Here is a 21,643-nt window from a genome sequence, read left to right as displayed (position 1 = left end):
AGACACACCATGGCTAAAGACATCCTCTGTGCATTTGGCGTCGACGTTGACGCCGTCGCCGGCTGGCTCGGCTCCTATGGCGGCGAAGACTCACCGGACGACATCTCCCGTGGCCTGTTCGCCGGTGAAGTCGGCGCGCCGCGCCTGCTCAAATTGTTCGAACGCTACGGCCTGCGCACCACCTGGTTTATCCCTGGCCACTCGATGGAAACCTTCCCCGAGCAGATGAAAGCCGTGGCCGACGCCGGCCACGAAATCGGCGTGCATGGCTACAGCCACGAAAACCCCATCGCGATGACCGCCGAGCAGGAAGAAATCGTGCTCGATAAGTCCATCGACCTGATCACCCAGGTCACTGGCAAGCGCCCCACCGGCTACGTCGCGCCCTGGTGGGAATTCAGCAAGGTCACCAACGAGCTGCTGCTGAAAAAAGGCATCAAGTACGACCACAGCCTGATGCACAACGACTTCCATCCCTACTACGTGCGCAAGGGCGACAGCTGGACCAAGATCGACTACAGCCAGCACCCCGACACCTGGATGAAACCCCTGGTGCGCGGCGAAGAAACCGACCTGGTGGAGATCCCGGCCAACTGGTACCTCGACGACCTGCCGCCGATGATGTTCATCAAGAAAGCCCCCAACAGCCACGGCTTCGTCAACCCGCGTCACCTCGAAGAAATGTGGCGCGACCAGTTCGACTGGGTCTACCGCGAACACGAACACGCGGTGTTCACCATGACCATCCACCCCGACGTGTCCGGCCGCCCGCAAGTGCTGTTGATGCTTGAGCGCCTGATCGAACACATCCAGAGCCATGCCGGCGTGCGCTTCGTCACCTTCGACGAAATCGCCGACGACTTTATCCGCCGCCAACCCCGTTCCTGACCTTCTGCCCCCCCACCCTCGAGGCGCGATTATGTCCATCTACAACAAGCTTGATCTGACTGGCTGGAAACCCCGGCAACTGACGTCCCAGGAAGTGCGTTTCGCCACCTGGATCGCGTTTTTCGCCTGGGTGTTTGCGGTGTACGACTTCATCCTGTTCGGCACCTTGCTGCCGGAGATCGGCCGGCACTTCGGTTGGGGCGAAGTGGAGCAAGCACAAATCGCGACCTGGGTGGCGGTGGGGACCGCCGTCGTCGCTTTGGCCATCGGGCCGATCGTCGACAAACTGGGGCGACGCAAAGGGATTATTTTCACCGTGGCCGGTTCCGCATTGTGCTCGGCGCTGACCGCGATTGGCGGGGCCTGGGGCAAGTCGCCGCTGATTCTGATCCGTTCGCTGGGCGGCCTGGGTTATGCCGAAGAAACCGTCAACGCCACCTATTTGACCGAGTTATATGGCGCCTCCGAAGACCCGCGGCTGACCCAGCGTCGCGGCTTTATCTACAGCCTGGTGCAGGGCGGCTGGCCGGTGGGGGCGTTGATCGCCGCCGGCTTGACCGCGCTGTTGCTGCCGATCATCGGCTGGCAGGGCTGCTTCATCTTCGCGGCGATCCCGGCGATTGTGATCGCGATCATGGCGCGCAAGCTCAAGGAAAGCCCGCAGTTCCAGATCCACGAACGCATCAGCCAACTGCGTAAAAGCGGCGCGGTGAGCGAAGCGCAAAACGTCGCCATCACCTACGGCGTCGACTACGACGAACACAGCAAGGCCGGCCTCAAAGCGGCGTTCCGTGGCCCGGCCCGTCGCGCCACGTTGGTGATCGGCGCCGCGCTGTTGCTCAACTGGGCGGCGATCCAGGTGTTCAGTGTGTTGGGTACCTCGGTGATCGTCAGCGTGCACCACATCTCGTTCGAGAACTCGCTGATCATCCTCGTGCTGTCGAACCTGGTGGGTTACTGCGGTTACCTCAGCCACGGCTGGATGGGCGACAAGATTGGCCGGCGCAACGTGATCGGCCTCGGCTGGATGCTCGGCGGCCTGTCGTTTGCCGGGATGCTGTTCGGCCCGAGCAACATGGCGATGGTGGTCGGGCTGTACAGCCTGGGCCTGTTCTTCCTGATCGGGCCGTACTCGGCGGCGCTGTTCTTCATCAGCGAAAGTTTCCCCACCAGCATTCGTGCCACCGGTGGCGCGATCATCCACGCCATGGGCCCGATCGGTGCGGTGGTTGCAGGCTTCGGTGCCACCCAAGTGTTGTCCGCCGGTAGCGACTGGCAGACCGCCGCCCTCTGGTTCGGCGCGGTGCCGTGCTTTTTGTCCGGCATGTTGATGTTTGCCGCGCGCCATGTGCGCCCGGAAACCGTTCAGTAAGGAGTGTGAGATGAGCCGTAAAGTTGCCTTGATCACCGGTGCCGCCAGCGGCATCGGCCAAGCCCTCGCGGTGGCCTACGCGCGAGTGGGCGTGGCGGTGGTGGGCGGGTATTACCCGACCGACCCGCATGACCCGCAAAGTACCGTCGCCCTGGTGGAACAGGCCGGTGGCGCGTGCCTGATGCTGGCGTTGGATGTGGGCGATACCGCCTCGGTAGACGCACTGGCCGCGCAAGCCGTGCAGCACTTTGGCCGGCTGGATTACGCGGTGGCCAACGCCGGTTTGCTGCGCCGTGCGCCACTGCTGGAAATGACGGATGCGCTGTGGGACGAGATGCTCAACGTCGACCTGACCGGGGTGATGCGTACCTTCCGCGCCGCGACCCGGCATATGCATGACGGCGGCGCGCTGGTGGCGATTTCCTCGATTGCCGGTGGCGTGTATGGCTGGCAGGAGCACTCACACTATGCCGCCGCCAAGGCCGGTGTGCCGGGGTTATGCCGTTCGCTGGCGGTGGAACTGGCGGCCAGGGGCATTCGTTGCAATGCGGTGATCCCTGGGTTGATCGAGACGCCGCAGTCGCTGGATGCAAAGAACTCGTTGGGCCCGCAGGGCTTGGCCAAAGCGGCGCGCTCGATCCCGCTGGGCCGGGTCGGGCGCGCGGATGAAGTGGCGTCGCTGGTGCAGTTCCTGACCAGTGAAGCCTCAAGTTACCTCACAGGCCAAAGCATCGTCATCGACGGCGGCTTGACCGTACGCTGGCCCGACTGACGGATGTACTCAATCCAATTGTGGGAGGGGGCTCCCACATTGGACCTGTGTTTGCTTTAGGAGATAGGTATATGCCCCAACTTTCTAACCGCCGCGCCGTCATCACTGGTGCCGGCAGCGGTATCGGCGCCGCCATTGCCCGTGCCTATGCGGCTGAAGGCGCGCGCCTGGTGTTGGCCGACCGCAACGCCGCCAGCCTCGCCGAAACCGCGATCACCTGTCGCAACCTCGGCGCCGAGGTGTTCGAGTGCCTGGCCGATGTCGGCACGGTCGAAGGCGCCCAGGCCAGTGTCGACCGTTGCGTCGAGCACTTCGGCGGCATCGATATCCTGGTCAACAACGCCGGCATGCTCACGCAGGCACGTTGCGTCGACCTGTCCATCGACATGTGGAACGACATGCTGCGCGTCGACCTGACCAGCGTGTTCGTCGCCAGCCAACGTGCCCTGCCGCACATGCTCGCGCAGCGCTGGGGGCGGATCATCAACGTCGCCTCGCAACTGGGTATCAAGGGCGGTGCCGAGCTGACTCACTACGCGGCGGCCAAGGCGGGGGTGATCGGCTTTACCAAGTCCCTGGCCCTGGAAGTGGCCAAGGACAATGTGCTGGTCAACGCCATCGCCCCTGGCCCGATTGAAACGCCGTTGGTGGGCGGGATCAGCGCCGAATGGAAACGCGCCAAGGCCGCCGAACTGCCCCTGGGCCGCTTCGGCCTGGCGGATGAAGTGGCGCCCACCGCCGTGCTGCTCGCCAGCGAACCGGGCGGCAACCTGTTCGTCGGCCAGACCCTGGGCCCCAACTCCGGCGATGTCATGCCATGAGCGGGGTTTAGCCATGTGCGGACTGTGCGGTTTGCTCGGCGAAGACCTGCACTGGAGCGACCCGCTGGGCGATGAATTGCCCAGGCGGCGTGAGCGCCTGCGTCGCATCGCGGCGATCAACCAGGTGCTGGCGGTGTTCCGGCTCAAGGTCGAAGACTTTCAGGGCGCGTCCTACCTGCTGCTCGGTGCGACCGGCAAACAGGCACTGGCCAGCGGCCTGGATCAACTCTGGCTGGCGGCCGAAAGCATGCTTGGCCGGGCGTTGGATCCTCTCGATCCAAGGCTGTTGGATCACTTGGAGTCAGCCCCATGAGCATTGCCCTGAATGTCATCACCGGTTTCCTCGGCAGCGGCAAGACCACCTTGCTCAAGCGCCTGCTGCAAGGTGAAAGCCTGGGCGACACAGCGTTGCTGATCAACGAATTCGGCGATGTCGGCATCGACCATCTGCTGGTGGAAGAAGTCGCGCCGGACACCGTGCTGTTGCCCAGTGGCTGTGTCTGTTGCTCGATTCGTGGCGAACTCAAGGACGCCTTGCTCGGCCTGTTGCAACGCCGCGAGCGTGGCGAAATACCCGCGTTCAAACGCGTCATCCTCGAAACCACCGGCCTGGCCGACCCGGCGCCGATCCTCGCGACGTTGAACAACGACGTGCAACTGCGCGGGCGCTTCCATATCGGCCTTGTCATCACCCTGGTCGACGCCAGCCATGCCGCGCTGCAAGAGCGCCTGCACCCGGAATGGCTGGCCCAGGTCGCCGCCGCCGACCGCTTGCTGCTGAGCAAGACCGACCTGGCCGGCGATTGCACGCCGTTGCGTGCGCACTTGCAGGCGCTCAACGCCGGTACACCGATCCTCATCACCACGAACATCCACAGCGGCGATCAACTGCTGCTGGGCGAGGGATTGCGCAGCGCCGAACCGGCCGTGGAAGTCAGCCGCTGGCAACTGCACCAGGCCACCAGCGCCAGCCATGGCGCCGCGCAGGTGTGCAGCCTGACTTTCGACCAGCCGCTCGATTGGGTCGGCTTCGGGGTGTGGCTGTCGATGCTGCTAAGATGCCACGGCGAACGAATCCTTCGCGTCAAAGGACTGCTCAACGTGAACGCCAGTAACGCCCCCATCGTCATTCATGGCGTGCAGCATTGCCTGCATGCGCCGGTGCACTTGCCCGCGTGGCCCGGCACCGACCGCCAGTCACGCCTGGTATTTATCCTGCGCGGCCTCGACCCGGCATTGCTGCGCCGTTCCTTTGATGTGTTCTCGCGGCGGTTCGCGGCATGATCACACTGCGCGTCCTGGGTACCTCGGTGACCCTGCTCGAAACCTTGCGCGTGCGCGCCGAACAGGAACTGGGCATTCGCCTGGTCTACCAGGTGCATGACGTCGAACAGGCCCAGCGCATCGCGGTGATGCAGCCCGACAGCTATGACCTGTACGACCAGTGGTTTCACAACGTCGACTTCGTGTGGCCGGCGCGGGCGATCCAGCCCATCGACACCCGGCGTATCGCCTTGTGGCATGAGATCAACGACCTGCCCAAGCGCGGTCGCCTGTCACCCCATGACCGTTTGGGCAGCGGCAGCGTGCCCAGCGAACGCCTGTTCGTGCAGCACGACGGCAGCCTGGGCAGCACGGTTACCGAACGCATCAGCATGTTGCCCCTGACCCACAACGCCGACAGTTTCGCCTACCGCCCAGAGCGCTTGCCCGAGGGTTTTTGCCACGGCAACGAGAGCTGGGGCTGGCTGCTGGACCCGGCCTGGCGCGCGCGCACCGCATTGCAAAGCGATGCCGCCATCGGTGCGCTGGATGCCGCGCTGGCGGTGCAGGGCGCGGGGTTGGCGCACTTCAGGGACATCGGCAATATGAGCATCGAAGAGATCGATGTGCTCGCCGATATCCTGGTGCGCAAACAAAAGGGCGGCCACTTCGCCGCGTTCTGGTCGGACGATGAGGAGGCTGCGCAATTGATGCTCAGCCCCAGCATCGATATCCAGAGCCTGTGGTCGCCGACCTTGATGCGCCTGCATCGCGCGGGCGTGAAATACCGCCTGGCGGTGCCCCGCGAGGGCTATCGCGCCTGGTTCGGTGGCTTGTCACTGTCGCGTCATGCCCAAGGCCCGGTGCTGGATGCGGCGTATGCGTACCTCAATTGGTGGCTGTCCGGCTGGCCCGGCGCGGTGATGGCGCGCCAGGGTTACTACATCGGCAACCCGGCGCGCAGCCGCGACCACCTGAGCAGCGCCGAATGGGACTACTGGTACGCCGGCCTGCCTGCGCGGGAAGAACTGGTGGGCAGCGACGATTTGCCGTTGATCGATATCGGCGAAGTGCGCGATGGCGGGTCTTACGAACAGCGCATGGGGCATATCGCCGTGTGGAACTCGGTGATGGATGAACACAACTATCTGGTGCGGCGCTGGGGGGACTTTATGCGCGCCCGTGGCTGAGGCGTCGACTCAGTGCTCGTCGCCCATCAAACATCGGTGAAGCACCCGATTTTATTGGGTGGACTTATGCGTTTCGCCAGCTAATCTGCTAATTCCAAATATCCAATAAAAATGGATATTTTTTTGACGCCAGGTCAGCTGTTGCAAGGAATGCACATGACAAAGGGACGTAGTGGCAGAAGCAGGCTAACGCTGCCAGAGGGCACTGCCATGACGTGGCGCCATACGTTCCAAACCCGCATCGCCGGGGTGCTGGCGCTGTTGCTGCTGGTGGTGGTCGCCGCCACGTATTTCGCGGTCAAGGCCGCCACTACACGTGCGGTGGAGAATCAGGCCCAGGTCCAGTTGAACACCGGTCGCCAGGTGTTCGAACGCTTGCTCGACCTGCGCGGGCGGCGCCTGCAATACGGGCTGGGTTGGCTGACCGCAGACGGCCCGTTCAAGCAGGCCGTGGCCGCAGGCAACCCGGCCAAGGTTCTGGCTGCATTGCGCCGGCACGGCACGGGCATTCGGTCCAGCGAAGTGTTTGTGCTGGGGCTCGACGGCGATGTAATGGTCAGCACCTTGGCGCTCTTCACCCGTGGCCAGACCTTCCCCTACCGCGATGCATTGCGCCAGGCGCGGCGCAGTGGTCTGCAAATGCTCATCGTCGCCATGGACGGGCGCCCCTACTTGCTGGTGCAAGACCAGGTGCTCGACCCACAGCCCATCGCGCGGGTGGTCATGGGGTTTCCCATGGATACGCTGTTTGCCAATGAATTGCGCTCCATGAGCAACCTGGACGTATCGTTCCTCAGCGTGCAGGCCGGCCGGCCCGGCCCGTTGTTCAGCACCCAGCCTGTTGCGCATCAGGCCACCACCTTCAGCCTGCTGCGCGATGCGCCGGCCAACGCGCAGGCGTCAATCCAGCTGTTTTACGGCGAGCGCGTGCTCAGCCAAGTGGTGTCGCTGGCCAATACAGGGGGCGCCGATGAGGTGCGCGTGTTGCTGCAAAGCCCGCTGGAACATGCGCTGGAATCCTTTGCGCCGCTGGACCGGCAGTTCCTCGGGATTGCCCTGGCGGTGCTGGTGGTGTCGTTGGCCGGCGCGCTGTTCCTGGCGCGGCGCGTATCGCGCCCGCTGAATGCACTGGTGGAGGCGGCCGGTCGCATCGGTTCCGGTGATTACCGCACGCCGGTGCGGGTACGCGGCCACGATGAATTCGGCCTGCTGGCGCGCGCGTTCAATGCCATGCAAAGCGGCATCGCCGTGCGTGAGCGGCAACTGGCGCATAACGCGTTGCATGACCCGCTCACCGGCCTGCCCAATCGGGCCCTGGCCATGGAACGCCTGGGCAGTGCGATCAGTGCGCGGCGGCCGGTGGTGTTGCTGTACCTGGGCATCGAGAATTATCGGGCGATCAACGAAGGCTTCGGCCCCGAGGGCGTCGAAATCATGATGCGCGAAGCCAGCCGCTGTTTGTGCATGAGCCTGCTGGCCAGCGATACGGCGGCCCGCATCACCGGCAGCGAGTTTTTGCTGTTGCTGGAAAACACCGAAGTCGACCGCGCCGTGGCCCGCGCCGACCGTCTCTACGCACTGCTCACCGAACCCCAGCACATCGGCCATGACGAACTGCGCCACGAAGTGAGCATCGGCATTGCCGCTTACCCCGCCGACGGCCAGCAGGTGGAAGAGCTGATCAGCCGCGCCGCCATTGCCCGTCACGATGCGGCGGTGTTGCCCGGCTATTTGCAGGTGTACCAGCAGGACCGCGACCTGGCTCACCAGCGCCAGATCACCTTGATCCGCGACCTGCGCCGGGCCGCCGCTGAAGGCGAACTGCACCTGTGTTATCAGCCCAAGCTTGACCTCAAACACGGCCAGGTGCGCCAGGCCGAAGCCTTGCTGCGCTGGCAACACCCGACGTTCGGGCTGGTGTCGCCGGCCGAATTCATCCCCTTGGCCGAACGCACCGGCAGCATGGCCGGCCTGACCCAATGGGTGATCGAAGAGGCCATCCGCCAGAGTGCCGAATGGGCGCGGCGTGGCCTGCTGATCCAGCTGTCGGTGAACATCTCGGTGGATGACTTGGCCGATGATGACCTGGCCATCCGCGTTACCGCCTTGTTGGCGCAATACGCGGTACAGGCCGAGCAATTGATTTTCGAGATCACCGAAAGCGCGATCATGCACAACCCGCAACAGGCCTTGCGCGTGCTGGAGCAACTGCGCGGTTGCGGCATCAGCCTGGCGGTGGATGACTTCGGCACCGGTTATTCGTCGCTGGCGCAGTTGCAGCGCCTGCCGGTGCAGGAATTGAAGATCGACCAGTCCTTCGTGCGCAACCTGGACAGCACCAGCGGCGACGGCGTGATCGTGCGCTCGACCATCGAGATGAGCCACAACCTGGGGCTCAAGGTGGTGGCTGAAGGGGTGGAGTTCGAGCCGAGTTTGAAATTGCTCAAGCAATGGAATTGCGACACGGCGCAGGGGTACCTCATCAGCCGACCATTGAACGCCATGGCGTTCGAGAGGTGGCTGCGGCGTGAGCGTGCGCCCGTCTAGAACCCAGCCGGCGGGCTACAGAATTCCGCCGCGGGGTCGATAACCTCTACAGAGCTTGACCGATCGCATAGGTTTTTTGGCATTGAGTGATGGCATTTTGCCTTGTTTGCGGCATGATGGCTGCGCATTGCAGTCCCAAGGCTGGCCGCTCTTTTTTTATCTGTCGCGGATGCCCCATGGCCCGAATGATTCATGTGTTTTCAGGTGTAGCGCTGGCGCTGCTGGTGGCGTGCCCAGCCTCGGCCGCCACCCTGGAAGTGTTGCTGCGCCAGGCCGACGGCAGCAAGGTGGCGGATGGCGTCGTGACCCTTCAGGGCCCGGCGGGTGCGTTCAACGGTGTGCTCAAGGCCGATATGGACCAGCGTGGCCAACGCTTTGCGCCCCATGTGCTGGCGGTGCACACCGGTACCCAGGTGCGCTTCCCCAACAGCGATAACATCCGCCATCAGGTTTATTCCTTCTCCGCCGCCAAGCGTTTCGAACTGCGCCTGTACGAAGGCACGCCCACCGACCCGTTGCTGTTCGACAAGCCTGGCGTGGTGGTGCTTGGCTGTAACATCCATGACTGGATGCTCGGCTATATCTACGTGACCGACGACCCACGTTTTGGTGTCAGCGACGCCCAAGGCCGAGTGCGCCTGGAACAACTGCCGCCCGGCGATTACCACGCCACGGTGTGGCACCCGCAACTCAAGGATATGCAGCCCCTGGACGGCGGCACCTTGCATATCACCGCCGCCGGCCTCAGCCACAACGTGGTGCTGAGCCTGGAGCCGACCTCCGCCGATATCCCGCCGACGCCGAGTGCGTTTGGCGATGCGTTCAATCGAGCCTCCCGTGAAACTGCGCAGTAGCTTCCAGGCGCGGGTCGCCAGTGTCCTGATCCTGCTGTTGCTGGTGGTGATCGGTGCGCTGTATTTCAGTGTCAAGGTGGCCACCCGTTCAGCGGTGCGCGGCCAGGCACTGGCTCAGTTGGAGGTCGGTTCGCGGGTGTTCGAGCGCTTGCTGGACGTTCGCGGTCGCCGTCTGGCCGATGGCGTGCAACTGTTGGCCGCCGACTTCGGCTTTCGTGATGCGGTGGCCAGCGGCGATTCGGCGACGATGCGCTCGGTGCTGCTCAACCACGGCAAGCGCATCAACGCCAGCGATGTGATCCTGCTGGGCATGGACGGCCAAGTCCTGGCCAGTACCTTGAGCGAAGTGCCCGAGGGCTCGACCTTCCAATACGATCAGTCACTGCGCGATGCCCGGCGCAACCGCCAGGCCATGCTGATCGTGCCACTGCAAGGCCAACCGCACCTGTTGGTGGAATCCCCGGTGCTGGCGCCGTTGCCGATTGCACGGGTGGTGATGGGCTTTAGCATGGACGGTGCATTTGCCGATGAGTTGCGCTCGTTGAGCAACCTGGAAGTGTCGTTCCTGGCCATCGCTCATGATCGGCCGGGCGAGTTGGTCAGCACCCAGCCGCAGGTTTTGCGCGACAGCATTCTGGCCCTGATGCAGGGCGATACGGCACGCCTTGGGGTGTCCACCACCGATCACCTGGCGCAGCGTTTTCTCAGCCAGTCCCTGGTGCTGGCCAGCGATCAGAACGGCAAGGTCCTGGCGTTGCTGCAAAGCCCGTTGGATGCGGCGATGCAGGCTTTCGTACCGTTGGACGAAAAGATCCTTGGCATCGCGCTGGTCGCCTTGCTCGCCTCGTTGATCGGCGCCTTGTTGCTGGCGCGCACCGTATCGCGCCCGGTGCAGACGTTGGCGCTGGCGGCCGAACGCATAGGCCAGGGCGATTACCACACGCCGGTGGCCCTGGCGCGCAGTGACGAACTGGGGTTGCTGGCGAATGCGTTCAATGCGATGCAAAGCGGCATCGCCGAACGTGAGCAACAGTTGGCGCATAACGCGCTGCACGACAGCCTCACCGGCCTGCCGAACCGCGCACTGGCCATGGAGCGCCTGGGCAGTGCGATTGCTCTGCAACGGCCGGTGGCGTTGATCTACCTGGGTATCGATAACCTGCGCGCCGCCAGCGAAACCGCCGGGCCTGATGCGGTGGACCAATTGCTGCTGGCCGTCAGCCGCCGCCTGGAAGCAGTGCTGCGCCCCGGCGATACCCTGGCGCACCTGATCGCCGATGAATTCCTGCTGTTGCTCGAAGGCGCGGGCAGCGACGAGGCCGTGGGCATGGCCGACAAGCTGCAACAACTGCTGCTGCGCCCCCAGCGCATCAATGGCCACGACCTGGCGCTGGATTGCCGGCTGGGCATCGCGGCCTACCCGGCCGATGGCGAAAGCCCGCACACCGTGCTCGAACGCGCGGCCATCGCCATGAACGACGCGGCGAAAATGCCCGGCCGCCTGCAGGTTTATGAGCAGGGCCGCGACCTGGTGCACCGCCGCCAGATCACCCTGATCCGCGACCTGCGCCACGCGCCCAGCCAAGGCCAATTGCTGCTGCATTACCAGCCCAAACTGGACATTCGCCAAGGCCATGTACGCCAGGCCGAAGCCTTGCTGCGCTGGCAGCACCCGCAGTTCGGCATGGTCTCGCCGGCAGAGTTCATCCCCCTGGCCGAGCGCTCGGGCAGCATCCAATTGTTGACCCAATGGGTGATCGAGGAGGGCATCCGCCAACTGTGCGAGTGGAACCGTCGCGGCCTGTCTCTACAGCTGTCACTGAATATCTCGGCGGACGATTTGCTCGGTGACGAGCTGGCCCATCGGGTTTCGGCCTTGCTGCGGCGCTATGGCTTGCCGGCCGAACAGTTGCTGTTCGAAATCACCGAAAGTGCCGTGATGCGTGAACCGGAAAAAGCCCTCAAGGTCCTGCACCTGTTACGCGATTGCGGCATCAGCCTGTCGGTGGATGACTTCGGTACCGGCTACTCGTCGCTGGCTCACCTCAAGCGCCTGCCGGTGCAGGAGTTGAAGATCGACCAATCCTTTGTGCGCAACCTCGATGAAACCAGTGAAGACGCGGTGATCGTGCGCTCCACCATCGAGATGAGCCACAACCTGGGCCTCAAGGTCGTCGCCGAGGGCGTCGAGTATGCCCACAGCCTGCGTTTGTTGGAGCGGTGGCAGTGCGACACGGCCCAGGGCTACCTGATCAGCCGGCCGTTGAGCGCCGACGCTTTCGAAGCCTGGGTGGCGTTGCCCCTCAGTGCGCACACTTCCTTGGTTCATTGAGTAGCTGACGTGCGACTTTCTTTTCTGATTGGCAGCCTCGCGGCGCTCACCCTGCACACGGCGTGGGCCGATAACGGCCGCCTGATCGCCACGGGCGGTGCCAGCAGCATCGAGGGCTCTGCGGGTGGTGGTATCACGCCTTGGGCGGTGTTGACCGGCTACGGCGAACAGCACGAATGGGGCGCCACGGCGTTCGCCACCACGGTCAACCTGCCGGACTATCGGCTGGACGTGGCCGGCTTGGCGCTGGCTTACGACAACCGTGTCGAAGTGTCTTTCGCCCGCCAACGCTTCGACCTCGGCAGCCTGGTGCACAAGCTCAACTTGGCCGAAGACAACCTGGGCCAGGATGTACTGGGTGTGAAGGTGCGGCTGTTCGGCGACGTGATTTACGACCGTTTGCCGCAGGTGTCCCTCGGCCTGGAATACAAACACCAGACCCACTTCGATATCCCCCGCCTGGTGGGCGCCAAGCGCGACAGCGACGTCGAAGGCTACCTCGCCGCCAGCCGTTTGTTCATGGGCGCGGCCTTTGGCTACAACGTGCTGGTCAACACCAGCCTGCGCTACAGCCGCGCCAACGAAACCGGGTTGCTTGGCTTCGGCGGCGATCGTCGCAGCAGCCGCAGCCTGCTCAAGGAAGGCTCGGTGGCGCTGCTGTTCAACCCGCGCTGGGCGCTGGGCGTCGAATACCGTGAGAAGCCCGACAACCTGTCGTTTGCCGGTGAAAGCGATTGGGCGGATGTGTTCGTCGGCTACTTTCCCAACAAGCACGTATCGTTTGTATTGGCCTACGCGCGGCTTGGGGAAATCGCCACGTTGGATAACCAGAACGGCACCTACTTGTCGGTGCAGGGGAGCTTCTGATGCGCGTTCTACCCATCGCGCTGGCGGTGCTGCTCAGCGCCTGCGCCCAACAACCGCCCAAGGACGACAGCCTGTATCGCGATTTGGGCGCCATGCCCGGCATCACGCGGATTGTCGAAGGCATGCTGCTCCACATCGCCCGCGATGAGCGCATCGTCGAACGCTTTCGGCGCATTGACATCCAGCGTTTGCGCAACAAATTGATCGAACAGTTCTGCGTCGAAGCCGGCGGGCCATGTACCTACACCGGAGACAGCATGGCCGAAAGTCACAAGGGCCAGAACGTTAGCCGCAGTGACTTCAATGCGCTGGTGGAGGATTTGATCAAGGCGATGGACAGCGAGGGGATCCCAGTGCCGGTGCAGAATCGGTTGATTGCCAGGTTGGCGGTGATGCGCGGTGAAGTGATCGAACACTAGTCACCTGAACACCAAGGTTCAAATGTGGGAGGGAGCAAGCCCCCTCACACATTTTGATCGTCATCGTCCATTAAAAAGGCGGCTACCTGTTGAGGGTAGCCGCCTTTGTTTTACCGCCGGTCCTGCTTAGTCCGGCAGTTTGAACGCCATTACATAGTCACCCTGCCTGGTACCCAGGGAACCATGACCCCCCGCCACGACCAGCACGTACTGCTTGCCGTCCTTGCCGGTGTAGGTCATCGGTGTGGTTTGCGCGCCCGCTGGCAGGCGGCCTTCCCACAGTTGCTTGCCGTTTTTCACGTCGTAGGCACGCAGGTACTGGTCGAGGGTACCGCTCAGGAACGCCACGCCACCGGCGGTGGTGAAGGTGCCGCCCAGGCTCGGTACGCCCATGCTCAGGGGGATCGGAACCGGCGAGCTGTCACGCACGGTGCCGTTCTTGTGCATCCAGATGGTTTTGTGGGTGGTCAGGTCGACCGCCGCCACATAACCCCACGCCGGTGCCTGGCACGGCAAGCCCATTGGCGACAGCAACGCTTCGAGGATCACGCCGTACGGCGCGCCTTTGTTCGGCTGCACGCCTTCGGTTTCGCTGACGCGCGGGCCTTGCTTGGCGATGTCGGCGGCCGGGATCAGTTTGGATTTGAACGCCATGAAGCTGGGGTTCACGAACGCGATCTGACGCACCGGGTCGACAGAAATGCCACCCCAGTCGAACACGCCAAAGTTGCCGGGGTACACGATCGAGCCCTGCAGCGATGGCGGGGTGAAAGCACCGTCATAGCGCATGGACTTGAAGTCGATACGGCACAGCATCTGGTCAAACGGCGTCACGCCCCACATGTCGCGCTCTTTGAGCGGCGGCGGCATGAAGTTCAGCTCGGACTTGGGTTGAGTCGGGGAGGTGCGGTCGCCCGCCACTGCGCCCTGCGGTACCGCCACTTCGTGGATCGGCACCACCGGCTGGCCGGTGGCACGGTCCAGTACATAGATGCTGCCTTGCTTGGTCGACGCCATCACCGCCTGCTTCACGCCGGCTTCGGTCTTGATGTCGATCAGCGACGGTTGGCCGCCCACGTCCATGTCCCACAGGTCATGGTGAGTGAACTGGAAGGTCCACTTCACATGGCCGGTGTCGATGTCCAGCGCGGTCAGGCCGGCGGCGTATTTCTCGGAATCGTCGGTACGGTCGCCGCCGTACTGGTCAGGCATCTGGTTGCCCATCGGCAGGTAGAGCATGCCGAGTTTTTCATCCACGGCGAACATGGACCACATGTTCGGCGAGTTGCGGGTGTAGGTCTTGCCTTCGGCCAACGGGGTGGTGTCACCCGGGTTGCCGCTGTCCCAGTTCCACACCAGCTTGCCGGTGTGTACGTCGAACGCGCGGATCACACCGCTTGGCTCGTCGACCGAGACGTTATCGGTCACGTGGCCGCCGATCACCACCAGGTTCTTGGTCACGGCCGGTGGCGAGGTGGAGTAGTAACCGCCTGGGGCGAAGCTGCCGATGTTGGCGCGCAGGTCGACCTGGCCTTTGTCGCCGAAGTCTTCGCACATCTTGCCGGTGTCGGCGTTCAGGGCGATCAGGCGGGTGTCGGCGGTCGGCACGAAGATGCGTTTCGGGCAGGCAGTCGGCGCGGTGGCCGGGCTGGCGCTGCCGGTGGGGCTCTGTTCGGACGCGTAGGCGGCGTCATCGTGATACGACACGCCACGGCAGGTCATGTGCGCCCAACCCTTGAAGTTCTCGGCACCCTGGGTGCTGATCTTCGGGTCGAAACGCCAGATTTCCTTGCCGGTGTCCGGGTCCAGGGCAATCACTTGGCTGTGCGGGGTACACACGTAGAGCATGCCGTTGACTTTCAGCGGGGTGTTTTCCGCGGTGGTCTCACCTGGGTCGCCCGCACCCGGAATATCGCCGGTGCGGAAGGTCCACGCCGGGACCAGCTTGTGGGCGTTTTCCGGGGTAATCTGCGCCAGCGGCGAGTAGCGGTCGCCGAAGGATGAACGACCGTAGGAATTCCAGTCGCCATCGGCCTGCGACGGCGCGGCATTGGCCATGCCCGGTACCGCGTCGCGGTCCAGTTGGCCTTTGATCTCACCCGGGTTGGTGAACTGGCTGGCGATGGCGGCGGCGCCGGCCAGCACCACGGCCACGCTCAGTGCGCCGGTGCCCAGCGGGGCAGGTTGGCCACGCAGCAACGGACGGCGAAACCACGGCAGCAACATGACCAGGCCCAAGGCAAACAGCAGTGCCAGGCGCGGCACCAGCTGCCACCAGTCCAAGCCGACTTCCCACAGTGCCCACACCGTGCTGGCGAACAGCACTACTGCGTACAGGCCAAGCGCGGCGCGACGGGTGGCCAGCAACAGGATGCCGGTCAAGGTGATGCCGATACCGGCCAGCAGGTAGTAAAACGACCCGCCGAGCATCGTCAGCTTGATACCGCCGGCCAACAAGGCCAGGCCCATGATCAGCAGCAAGACGCCTAGCAGCCTGGGGAGCAGGCGGCTTGGACTTGAAGCACCATCAGTGCTCATAGTGTGTTTCTCCGTGACGTTGGAATAAAGGTGTAACCCCGTGCTTCATTCACTGTAGATGACGATTCGGCGCGGGCTTGGTTCAGCGTTATTTGGGTTTTTCCGTGGAGCGGCGCTGTTATCCACAGGCCGGCGATTTATCCCCAGGCGCGGTCGTGGGCAAGACAGCGCTGTCTTTGCGTGCGGGAATAATCAGCAAGATGGGGGCGGCCGAGGAAGTGAAACGTTTCAGGTTGTTGCGAAGGATAAAGGGAGTCAGGGCCAAGAGAAAGCCTGAATCGCAAGATGCATCATTTCGGATTTGGTAACAGTGACCCGATGTCGCTGCGAAAACACTTGTGGGAGGAGGGCAAGCCCCCCTCCCACGGGAATTGCACTGTGGGTTAGAAGGTGGTGCGAAGCCCGAACTGCACGCTGCGCCCCGGCGCCGGGGCGATGTCGCGCAGGATCGAGCTGGCATACCGCACGGTCTGGTTGGTGAGGTTTTCCCCGTTCACAAATGCCAACCATTGGCTGCCACCCATATTGAAGTGGTAACCGGCGCTCGCGCCCAAGGTGGTGTAGCCGTCGGTGCCGCTTTCGTTATCCGGCACACGGCCCTGGCCTGCGGCGTGTTCGACGTCGATACGCGCCTGCCAGCGGTCCAGCTCCCACAGCAACCCGCTGTTCAAGCGCAACGGGGCAATGCGTGGCAAGGCTTCACCGGTGTCGAGGTTGGTGGCGCGGGTGTAATCGCCTGACAGCTCCAGCGCGAACTTGCCGTAGGCGCTTTCACCGAGCTTCCAGTGATCCTGGGCTTCAAACCCGGCAAAACGGGCACGCACGCCGGAATATTCGTACTCAGGGATGCCGCTCGCGTCTTCTTCACCTTCATCGTTCAGCGTACGACCGGTGCCCAGCAGGCCGATGTAATTGGAGAAGTGGCTGTAGAACACGCCGACGCTGCCCTTGTGGGTGCCATTGTCAAAGCGCAGCGCCAGGTCGCTGGACACGGCTTTTTCTTTCTTCAGGTTGGCGTCGCCCAGCTCAAAGGTGCCGGTGGCGACGTGGGCGCCGTTGGCGTACAGCTCGTAGAAGGTCGGCGCGCGTTCGGTGTAGCCCAGGGTGGCGGCCACGGACCAGATGGGCGTCAGGGTGTAGACCGCGCCGGACGACAGGCTGCCGGCGGTGAAGTCATTGCTCTTGTCGGCGCCGGCAAAGCGCGCGTTGCCTTTGGCGTCCGGGTCTACGCGGGTGTGTTCCAGGCGCCCGCCGAGGCTGAGTTTGAGGCGTTCGGTGGCCTGCATTTCTTCGAGGATAAACAGCGCGCCGGCATTGGTGTCGGTCTGCGGCACGAACGCTTCTTCGCCCAGGGCCGAGAACTCATTGCGGGTCACCTGCGCGCCCACCACCCCATCGAACGGGCCGATCGGCTGGTGACGCGCTTCAACGCGGGCTTCATAACCTTTGTTCTTGAACACCGTGCCGGTCTCGCCGTCTTCGATTTCGCGGTGCTCGTAGTCGGTGTAGCCGGCGTCGAATTTCACCGAACTGAACGGGCCTTGCAGGTTGCGGATTTCGGAGGCGAACGCGTAGTGATCCTGCTTCATGCGGATGCGCACGGCCTGCTCGGCGGGGGAGCCGTAGTTGCTGTCGTAATTGCTGTAGGACAGCCCGGCGTAACCGTCATCCCAGGTGTAGGAACCGCCCACGGCACCGCCGTCCTGGCGCCCGTCGCTGTTGCCCAGGCGAGCATTTTTGCCAGGGCTGTCTTCGCTGTCCGGCGCATGGCGGCTGCGCGCCTGGCCTGGGATTTTCAGGTCATTGAATTCCCGCGCATTGGCGTCCAGGTGCAGGGCGAACGTGCCGTTGCCGGCTTCCAGTTTGCCTGCGCTGCTGCGGGTGGTGTCGGCGCCGCCGTAGCGCAACTCACCGGCACCGTGGATGCCTTCGATGGCTTGGGTGGGGATGCGATTGTCGAAGGTGTTGACCACGCCGCCGATGGCACTGCCGCCATACAACAACGCCGCCGGGCCGCGCACGATTTCAACGCGCTCAACGTTGACCGGGTCCAGCGGCACCGCGTGGTCGTAGGACAGTGACGAGGCATCCAGCGCGCCCACGCCGTTGCGCAGGATGCGGATGCGGTCGCCATCCTGGCCGCGAATGATCGGCCGGCTGGCGCCTGGGCCGAAATACGAAGACGACACGCCCGGCTGCTTGTTCAGGGTTTCGCCGAGGCTGCCTTTTTGCTGCAGCGTCAGGTCATCGCCTTCGAGCACGGTGGTCGGCGACGCCAGCTGTTCGCTGCCCAGCGGGTTGCCGGTGATGACTTGGGGTGGCAGCTCAAGGGCGTGGGCTTCGGAGCAGATCAACAGGGCGGCGGCAAGCGGGGTCAAGCGCCACAGGGAAGAGAGGGACATCGGACATTCCTTGGCAATACGGCGAAAAGATTTGAAAGCAATGGTTACAATATAACATCTCTTTTTCGCCGCAAGCGGGAACTTTTTATAACTGGCCGGGCGGGGTGATAAGGTGTGCGCCTTCCTCAACCCTTTTTTCATAGGCCCCGGCATGACCGCGACAAGCAACGACCCCCTCCACGGCGTGACCCTGCAACACGTCCTCACCACCCTGGTGGAACATTACGAATGGGAAGGCCTTGCCGAGCGCATTGATATCCGCTGCTTCAAGAGCGACCCGAGCATCAAGTCGAGCCTCACGTTCCTGCGTAAAACCCCGTGGGCGCGGGAGAAAGTCGAAGGGTTGTACGTGAAGCTGATGCGCACCAAACGCCCGTTGGACTGAGGCAATGAAGCGGTTTACGGCAGCGGCCGCACTGGCCGGTTGGGTGGGGTTGGCGATTCAGCAATACCTTATTTTCTATTCGCGTTGGTCCACCGGCGCCAGCCTGCTGGGCGGGCTGATCAACTTTTTCAGTTTCTTTACGGTACTCACCAACACCCTGGCGGTGGTGGTGTTGAGCTACGCCGTGGTGAACCGCGACAGCGCGGCGAAGCGGTTTTTTCTCGCCCCCAGGGTCAGCAGCGCAATCGCGGTGAGCATTCTGGTGGTGGGCCTGGCGTACAGCCTGTTGCTGCGGCATTTGTGGCAGCCCGAAGGCTTTCAACTGGTCGCCGACGAGCTGCTCCACGACGTCATGCCGGTGCTGTTTTTTATTTACTGGTGGCGCTGTGTGCCCAAGGGCACCTTGCACCTCAAACACATCGGCGCCTGGGTGATTTACCCGCTGGTGTACTTCGCCTATGCGCTGCTGCGTGGGAATTTGCTCGGGCAGTATCAGTACCCGTTCATCGACGTGAGCACCCTCGGTTATCCACAGGTGTTTGTGAATGCCGCAGGGATCTTGGCGGGGTTTGTGTTGATTGCATTGGCAGTGGTGGGGCTGGATAAGGCGCTCAAGCGAACGCAATAAAACCTGTGGGAGCGAGCAAGCCCGCTCCCACACGGGGGTTTACTCGTCGTCGCTACCTTCGGCGCGCCAGTAACCCACGGCCTTCAGAAAATCTTCATCGACCTGATGGGTGTCCAGCAGCACGCGGCGTACCTGGCGCGACAGCTTGGTTTCGGTGGCGACGAAGCTGTACAGCGTGCCGCTGGGCAGCGTCAGGTTGCGCACGCACTTCAGTAGGTCATCCTGGCCCCGCACCACCCAAATGATGTCGACCTCGGCGGCGCTTTCCAGCGTTTGCCGCTCCGCCAAATCGGCAATCTCAATCACCGCCAGCACCTTGCACCCGGCGGGTAGTTCCTCCAGGCGACGACCGATGGCCGGCAGCGCGGTTTCGTCGCCGATCAGCAGGTAGCTGTCGAAGATATCCGGCACGATCAGCGAGCCCCGTGGCCCGCCGATATACAGGTGTTGCCCCGGCTGGGCCTGTTGCGCCCAGGTGGACGCAGGGCCATCGCCATGCAGCACGAAATCGATATCCAGCTCGCCAAGGTCCAGGTCAAAACGCCGTGGCGTGTAGTCACGCATGGCTGGCTGCGGGCCGTCGCCCTTGACGGTGAAGGTCGGGCTTTGCAGCGCGGCCTGCTCGGCGGCGTTCTGTGGGAACAGCAGCTTGATATGGTCGTCGCTGCCCAGGCTCACGAACCCGGCCAGTTCAGGCCCGCCCAGGGTGATGCGGCGCATGCGCGGGGTGATATCGACCACGCGCAACACCTGCAGGCGGCGGCGTTTGATCTCGTGGGTAACGCGGTGGATGGCGTGTGTATTCATGAGGATTTCCCGTCGGCAATGGCTTGAGCGGTGCCGTTGAGCAGCGCCGCGACACGTGCGATTTCTTCCGGGCTCCAACGCCCGTGGTGTGAATGCAAGGCATGGCGCAGGTTGTGCACCGCCTCGTGGATTTGCGGCGGGCGGTCATGCCCGCGCAGCGAGCGTTTGCTCAGTTGGATGCGCATGCGTACGCCGTCCAGCGCAACCGTCTGTTCACTTAAGAACAGACGTCCGGCGTCGGTGATTGTGTAGCGTTTTTTTCCACCTTCGGCGTCGCCGCTGATCAACTCGCTCTCTTCCAGGAAGGTCAGCGTCGGGTAGATCACGCCTGGGCTCGGGGTGTAGGCGCCGTCGAACAGGCCTTCGATCCGGCGGATCAGGTCGTAGCCGTGGCACGGTTGTTCGGCGATGAGCGCCGGCAGCAGCAATTTCAAATCGCCCGGTGCGAACACGCGGGGGCCACGGCCGCCGCGTTCACGGCCGGGGCGTTTTTCGAAGCCGTCAGGGTCGTTGCCGGGGTCGCGGTGGTGAGGGTGATCGCGCATGTTCGTCGCTCTGTGAAAGATTTAGACATAACTTAAGATATATCTTTAGCGCTGAACAGAGGGCCGCGACCAACGGTCGACGGCCGTATGGCGAGGCAGGCCGAGCGTAAAACCGCAAAAAACCGTGGACGGTTCTCTCTATGTAAGTCTATAACTAGTTATTAGAGTTAAAGCTCCAATTTTGCACTTTCGTTTAACGTGAATAGGCACTTTTGTGGTACCGTTCTGACAGTTTCATACCCACTCAAACAGCAACTTGTTAGTGTGTAGTCCAATTCTTACAGTTGAATTATAAGTTTTGGCAAAAGGCCATGTTTTTCCCGCGAACGCAGTTTCCTTAAGCTACGCCCGCGTGGGAAGCGGCCTGCATACCTGTTTTTGACATTCATGGATCATTGCTCGGCGTTGCACTAGTTCAACTTTGCGCAACGTAGTTCGTTGTGAGTCAGCTAAAGCCCTGGCTTTGAATTCAACTAGCAACGATCCAATTAATACTGAAAACCTATAGGTATTGACCCATGTTCAAGAAGTTAGCGATCACTGTTCCACTGGCTGTTATTGCGCTGAGTTCCCAGGTAGCAGTCGCTGCCGGCGAAGCCAGCCATACCGTCAACCTCAGGGCGAACATCCCTACCACCGTGTTCCATGCACAGCCACGTGACCCGAACTGGGGCCGCGACGAAACCATGAACTACAACGTGGTGAGCGGTGAGCTGGCGCCCCTGACCGCCATCTACGACATCCGCAACACCAACGGTTCGGTGCATGCCTACATCGAAGGTGGCCCGGCGATGCTGTTCAACGGCAATACCACCCAGAACATTCCGCTCACCACCACCCTCAACGGCGTGACCCTGACCGGCACCCCGCAGGAAGTGGTCAACGAGGCGGACTCCACGCCGGGCGTGGGTGCTGAAATGCGCATCGTCGCCGCCAAGCCTACGGCCACTCAGCGCGGCGCCTACACCGCAGTGATGCCGGTGGTGTTCGACGCGGTACTGCCAGCACCTTGA

19 protein-coding genes are annotated in these 21,643 nt (G+C 63.0%); 15 read left to right on the top strand and 4 right to left on the bottom strand.

The genetic code is table 11. The features are described from left to right. The first annotated feature begins 9 nt into the window (after positions 1 to 9). The 12 genes from AB4N98_RS07295 (at position 10) to AB4N98_RS07240 (ending at position 13,325) form a co-directional block, all read left to right on the top strand. Positions 10 to 888, top strand: coding sequence for a polysaccharide deacetylase family protein (locus AB4N98_RS07295; RefSeq protein ID WP_065877231.1), 879 nt, complete (start codon positions 10 to 12; stop codon positions 886 to 888). Positions 889 to 919: 31 nt separating this feature from the next. Further along, a complete protein-coding gene (locus AB4N98_RS07290; RefSeq protein ID WP_017526284.1) occupies positions 920 to 2,260 on the top strand; it encodes an MFS transporter in 1,341 nt (446 codons plus the stop codon). Positions 2,261 to 2,270: 10 nt separating this feature from the next. After that, entirely contained in the window at positions 2,271 to 3,032 is a 762-nt protein-coding gene (locus AB4N98_RS07285) for an SDR family NAD(P)-dependent oxidoreductase (RefSeq protein WP_137219956.1), read from the top strand. Between the two features lie 71 nt (positions 3,033 to 3,103). Beyond that, positions 3,104 to 3,853, top strand: a complete 750-nt coding sequence (locus tag AB4N98_RS07280) for an SDR family NAD(P)-dependent oxidoreductase (protein WP_017526286.1) — start codon at positions 3,104 to 3,106, stop codon at positions 3,851 to 3,853. Positions 3,854 to 3,866: 13 nt separating this feature from the next. After that, on the top strand, positions 3,867 to 4,166 hold the full coding sequence (locus AB4N98_RS07275) for a hypothetical protein (protein WP_017526287.1): 300 nt from the start codon (positions 3,867 to 3,869) through the stop codon (positions 4,164 to 4,166). Further along, positions 4,163 to 5,137: a CobW family GTP-binding protein gene (locus AB4N98_RS07270; RefSeq protein WP_460149342.1), complete on the top strand. Its 975-nt coding sequence runs from the start codon at positions 4,163 to 4,165 to the stop codon at positions 5,135 to 5,137. The genes AB4N98_RS07275 and AB4N98_RS07270 overlap by 4 nt, the downstream gene beginning before the upstream one ends. Continuing rightward, positions 5,134 to 6,306 (top strand): ABC transporter substrate-binding protein, encoded by a 1,173-nt coding sequence (locus tag AB4N98_RS07265; protein ID WP_017526289.1) that lies wholly within the window; start codon positions 5,134 to 5,136, stop codon positions 6,304 to 6,306. The genes AB4N98_RS07270 and AB4N98_RS07265 overlap by 4 nt, the downstream gene beginning before the upstream one ends. Positions 6,307 to 6,516: 210 nt before the next feature. Next, the gene (locus AB4N98_RS07260; RefSeq protein ID WP_135196520.1) at positions 6,517 to 8,853 is read left to right on the top strand and encodes a putative bifunctional diguanylate cyclase/phosphodiesterase; all 2,337 of its coding nucleotides are present in this window, start codon (positions 6,517 to 6,519) and stop codon (positions 8,851 to 8,853) included. 185 nt (positions 8,854 to 9,038) lie between these two features. Beyond that, positions 9,039 to 9,707: a methylamine utilization protein gene (locus tag AB4N98_RS07255; protein ID WP_026067137.1), complete on the top strand. Its 669-nt coding sequence runs from the start codon at positions 9,039 to 9,041 to the stop codon at positions 9,705 to 9,707. Further along, a complete protein-coding gene (locus AB4N98_RS07250) occupies positions 9,691 to 12,039 on the top strand; it encodes a bifunctional diguanylate cyclase/phosphodiesterase (RefSeq protein WP_460149341.1) in 2,349 nt (782 codons plus the stop codon). Before AB4N98_RS07255 ends, AB4N98_RS07250 begins: the two co-directional genes overlap by 17 nt. 9 nt (positions 12,040 to 12,048) lie before the next feature. Next, positions 12,049 to 12,906, top strand: a complete 858-nt coding sequence (locus tag AB4N98_RS07245) for a DUF3034 family protein (protein ID WP_460149340.1) — start codon at positions 12,049 to 12,051, stop codon at positions 12,904 to 12,906. Then, the gene (locus AB4N98_RS07240) at positions 12,906 to 13,325 is read left to right on the top strand and encodes a group I truncated hemoglobin (RefSeq protein WP_065877226.1); all 420 of its coding nucleotides are present in this window, start codon (positions 12,906 to 12,908) and stop codon (positions 13,323 to 13,325) included. The genes AB4N98_RS07245 and AB4N98_RS07240 overlap by 1 nt, the downstream gene beginning before the upstream one ends. A 126-nt stretch (positions 13,326 to 13,451) precedes the next feature. On the opposite strand, the gene AB4N98_RS07235 is transcribed toward AB4N98_RS07240, so the two are convergent. Further along, positions 13,452 to 15,863, bottom strand: coding sequence for a glucose/quinate/shikimate family membrane-bound PQQ-dependent dehydrogenase (locus AB4N98_RS07235; RefSeq protein WP_460149339.1), 2,412 nt, complete (start codon positions 15,861 to 15,863; stop codon positions 13,452 to 13,454). Between the two features lie 383 nt (positions 15,864 to 16,246). Continuing rightward, positions 16,247 to 18,265, bottom strand: coding sequence for a TonB-dependent receptor (locus tag AB4N98_RS07230; RefSeq protein ID WP_065877224.1), 2,019 nt, complete (start codon positions 18,263 to 18,265; stop codon positions 16,247 to 16,249). A gap of 151 nt (positions 18,266 to 18,416) precedes the next feature. On the opposite strand from AB4N98_RS07230, the gene AB4N98_RS07225 reads away from it, so the two are divergent. Both AB4N98_RS07225 and AB4N98_RS07220 read left to right on the top strand, forming a co-directional pair. Further along, entirely contained in the window at positions 18,417 to 18,650 is a 234-nt protein-coding gene (locus AB4N98_RS07225; protein ID WP_012722427.1) for a VF530 family protein, read from the top strand. A gap of 4 nt (positions 18,651 to 18,654) precedes the next feature. After that, positions 18,655 to 19,278 carry a Pr6Pr family membrane protein gene (locus AB4N98_RS07220; RefSeq protein ID WP_065877223.1) on the top strand — a complete coding sequence of 208 codons (624 nt, stop codon included), beginning with the start codon at positions 18,655 to 18,657 and terminating at the stop codon, positions 19,276 to 19,278. 39 nt (positions 19,279 to 19,317) lie between these two features. On the opposite strand, the gene AB4N98_RS07215 is transcribed toward AB4N98_RS07220, so the two are convergent. Beyond that, positions 19,318 to 20,085, bottom strand: a complete 768-nt coding sequence (locus AB4N98_RS07215) for a siderophore-interacting protein (RefSeq protein WP_068937541.1) — start codon at positions 20,083 to 20,085, stop codon at positions 19,318 to 19,320. Continuing rightward, positions 20,082 to 20,630: a PadR family transcriptional regulator gene (locus AB4N98_RS07210; RefSeq protein ID WP_065877221.1), complete on the bottom strand. Its 549-nt coding sequence runs from the start codon at positions 20,628 to 20,630 to the stop codon at positions 20,082 to 20,084. The genes AB4N98_RS07215 and AB4N98_RS07210 overlap by 4 nt, the downstream gene beginning before the upstream one ends. 518 nt (positions 20,631 to 21,148) lie before the next feature. Between AB4N98_RS07210 and AB4N98_RS07205 the strand changes: the two genes are divergently transcribed. After that, the gene (locus AB4N98_RS07205) at positions 21,149 to 21,643 is read left to right on the top strand and encodes a CS1 type fimbrial major subunit (protein ID WP_065877220.1); all 495 of its coding nucleotides are present in this window, start codon (positions 21,149 to 21,151) and stop codon (positions 21,641 to 21,643) included.

The organism is Pseudomonas sp. S3_E10 (genome assembly GCF_054667615.1).
This window is presented reverse-complemented; position numbering and strand designations above follow the sequence as displayed.